We start from the raw sequence: 3396 nt of genomic DNA, 5'->3' as shown, positions 1-3396 counted from the left end.
CTCCTGGCCATGGCCTGGACCCTCCCCTCACTCGCCGCCGCTCCGCCGGCGCCGCTGCCTGACGACACGGCCTTTGCCTCCATCGCGCAATTGAAGGAGCGCTTTGCCCGTGGCGAGCTCACACCCGCGCAGCTGGCCGAGTTTTTCCTCGCCCGCATCGCCACGCTCGACCAGGCCGGCCCCCGCGTCAACGCCGTGATCGAACAGAACCCCGACGCACTGGCCATTGCGCGCGCCGCCAAACCGGGCAAGGGCTCGCTCGCGGGCATCCCGATCCTGCTGAAGGACAACCTGGACACCGGCGACCGCATGCAGACCACCGCCGGTTCGCTGGCCCTGGCCGGACCTCCAGCGCCTGCCGATTCCACGGTGGCTGCGAAACTGCGCAAGGCCGGCGCCGTGATCCTGGGCAAGACGAACCTGTCCGAGTGGGCGAACATGCGCTCCAACCACGCCACCAGCGGCTGGAGCGGCCGGGGCGGGCTCACCCGCAGCCCCTACGCCCTGGACCGCAATCCCTGTGGCTCGAGCGCCGGTTCCGGCGCCGCGGTGGCGGCTGGCTTCGCCACCGTCGCCATCGGTACCGAGACCGACGGCTCGATCATCTGCCCAGCCTCGGCCAATGGCATCGTGGGCATCAAGCCCACGTTGGGGCTGGTCAGCCGCGCCGGCATCGTGCCTATTGCGCACAGCCAGGACACCGCCGGCCCCATGGCGCGCAGCGTCGCCGATGCCGCCGCGGTGCTGGGCGCCATCGCCGGCAGCGACCCGCGCGACCCGGCCACCGTCGACGCCGACAAGCACGCCACCGACTACACGAAATTCCTCGACCCGAATGCCCTGCGCGGCAAGCGCATCGGCGTGGTCCGCGCACTGGCCGGCATTGAACCCAACGCCGACCGCGAACTGGACGCCACCATCGAAGTGCTTCGCCAGCAAGGCGCGACCATCGTCGATCCGGTGGTCATCCCGCACTTGAATGAACTGAGCAACTACGAGTTGCCGATCCTGCTTACCGAGTTCAAACACGACATCAAAGCCTACCTTGATACGCGCAAGGGCCTGGCCGTGCACGACCTGGCCGACCTCATCGCCTTCAACACGAAGGAAGCTAAGCGCGAGATGCCCTGGTTCGGCCAGGAACTGTTCGAACAGGCACAGGCCAAGCCACCGCTCACCGACCCCGCGTACCTCAAGCAGCAGGCCGACGCCAAGCGCCTGTCCGGCCCCGAAGGCATCGATGCCGCGCTGGCGGCCAACAAGCTCGACGCCCTGCTCGCCCCCACCTGGGGGCCGACCTTCGTCAACGACCTGGTGCTGGGGGACCATGTAGTAAGCGGCGATCCCACCGTCGGCGGCCCTTCCGCCCCCGCTGCCATCGCCGGCTATCCGTCGATCACCGTACCCTCCGGCTTCGCCCACGGTCTGCCGGTAGGCATCATGTTCTTCGGCGCCAAGTGGTCCGAACCCACTCTCATCGCCATCGCTTACGGCTTCGAGCAACACCGCCCGGCGTACCAGCGGCCGAAGTTCCTCGATACGGTGGGTGGTTCGCCTGTCAGGTAACAAAGCGAGGCTTTGTCCGGCTCCCCATCCAAAGCAACGACCCAACCCATGCTTCCAACGTCGCGTCGCTGCACCAATTTGAGATAGGGAGAGAGATAGCCCGCCACATCGCCCTTGGAGAAGTCGTACACCAGGGGCGCTGAAGTCACGTAGCGGATCCACATTCCGTAATAAAACGGTTGCGGCATCTGGCCGATGAGAACGCCATCCAGTTCGTTGTTCTGATCAAGCCATTTACCAAGCGCTATCAGATCCGCTGACACGTGCCGCTGTTTGGCAATACGCCACGATTTTTCGATCATCAAGCTTGTTTTGAGCGTGACGATGACGACGACAACCATCCATCCCCGCCTGGCCGTCCTGTAGAAGCGCGCAGAGGTTTCAGCCGCCAATGCATGGGCTGCGCTCCCGACAAGGACGCCGAGGTGCAAAGTCACGAAGTATCCCGCGAGGCGAAATCCGCCATAAGCGAAGCCCTTGATGAGCATCGCCACCTGGGCCATCGCGAATACAACGAGTACCGCCGCGTATAACGCGCTGGCATCAGGAAGATCGGAGCGCATATCCCGCCGACATTTTTTGAGGCACAGCGCAAACGCAGCCAATGCCAGCAGGAACAACGGAGCGCCTTCGGCGATGTCGCCATGCAGGGAGCTATCGTGTGACCCTCCAATGCCCAACGTCGTGGCATAGACCACAAAAGCCGCCTTCGCAGCCATGGAACGGCGAGGCATCCAAGCAGCAACTCCACCCCAATGGAGCCGATCTTTCGTACGTAGTCCGTCGCTCCTGCAAGCGCCTGGATCAGGACGGCGAGTACGCGACACGCCACGATGAACACCAGAAGTTCTGGGTAACCGCCCAGGAGGCTGGCAACGAACAACATGCCAAGCGCCATCCTGACCCGCGTGTTGCGAACCAAAGCCAGAGCTACATAGGCAGTAGCGGGTGCAAGATTTAGGTTATTGGAGAAATTGGAATTGATCGCTATGTATGCCAGCGCGGGACATGCGAACACCATGATCGACATCACCCATGGTGACGCCTTTGCTTCGTCGCGTCGCCGCAGCCGCACCAAGGTAAGCACGGATAACCCCGCCAACAGCAACCCAGCGCCCTGCACAGCGTTATAGAGATAGAGAGGATCCTTTCCCGAAAGCGCCGAAAGCCATGCCAGGTACCCTTCGGCAGCAGGGCGCGGTTGCGTCGCGTCCGCGCCAAAGTAGTTGCGCGAAATGCGCAAGCGGCAACACGAACGCCACGCATAGCGTGGCGAGAAAAAACAGCGATGTATCCACGATACTCCCGCCCATTCCGTGGGCTGTGCAATGTCCTTATCCGAGGGTGCCTCGTGCTCCCCACTCCATGGGGGCTGAAGGAAGTGTCTTAGCGCATCAACCGCCGGCGCGGCTTGATCGGGAACTTGCCGCGCCAGTATTCGATCAGCAGGTAGCCGCCCAGCATGCCGCCCAGGTGGGCGAAGTGGGCCACGCCTGCCTGCGTGCCGGTGATGCCGAAGAAGAGTTCAAGCGCGGCGTAGCCGGTGACGAAAAGCCACGCCGGCATCGGCACGGGGAGCAGCATCAGCATGATCTTCTCGTGGGGATACATCATGCCGAAGGCCAGCAGCAGGCCGAAGATGGCCCCCGATGCGCCGACCGTCGGGAACATCTGCCCGTTCTCGAAGAAGTACATGAAAGCGAGCTGGCACAGCGCCGCGGTGAGCAGGCTTACGAAGTAGTACAGCAGGAACTGCTTCTCGCCGAAAAGGCGTTCGATCTGGCCACCAAACATGAACAGGGCCAGCATGTTGAACAACAGGTGCATCGC

At 63.3% G+C, this 3396-nt stretch carries 3 protein-coding genes; 1 reads left to right on the top strand and 2 read right to left on the bottom strand.

The window, feature by feature from the left end:
• Positions 1–1566, top strand: a 1566-nt coding sequence (locus VK519_RS04450) for an amidase (protein ID WP_414692696.1), incomplete at its 5' end; no start/stop codon positions are given.
• Here the strand turns inward: VK519_RS04450 and VK519_RS04445 are convergent.
• Together VK519_RS04445 and VK519_RS04440 are read right to left on the bottom strand one after the other, a co-directional pair.
• Positions 1488–2285 carry a hypothetical protein gene (locus tag VK519_RS04445; protein ID WP_324347925.1) on the bottom strand — a complete coding sequence of 266 codons (798 nt, stop codon included), beginning with the start codon at positions 2283–2285 and terminating at the stop codon, positions 1488–1490. The two genes, VK519_RS04450 and VK519_RS04445, sit on opposite strands and share 79 nt — an antisense overlap.
• A gap of 667 nt (positions 2286–2952) precedes the next feature.
• The coding region (locus VK519_RS04440) for a rhomboid family intramembrane serine protease (RefSeq protein WP_324347924.1) at positions 2953–3396 on the bottom strand (444 nt) is incomplete at its 5' end.

This window comes from Pinirhizobacter sp. (assembly GCF_035317885.1).
Taxonomy (GTDB): Bacteria; Pseudomonadota; Gammaproteobacteria; order Xanthomonadales; family Rhodanobacteraceae; genus Pinirhizobacter.
Note: the sequence above shows the minus strand (reverse complement) of the source record. Positions and strands in the feature narration are given on the sequence as shown.

Coding starts and splice junctions, on each gene's coding strand:
- VK519_RS04445 (WP_324347925.1), bottom strand. CDS start 2,285: ATGGCTGCGAAGGCGGCTTTTGTGGTCTATGCCACGACGTTGGGCATT.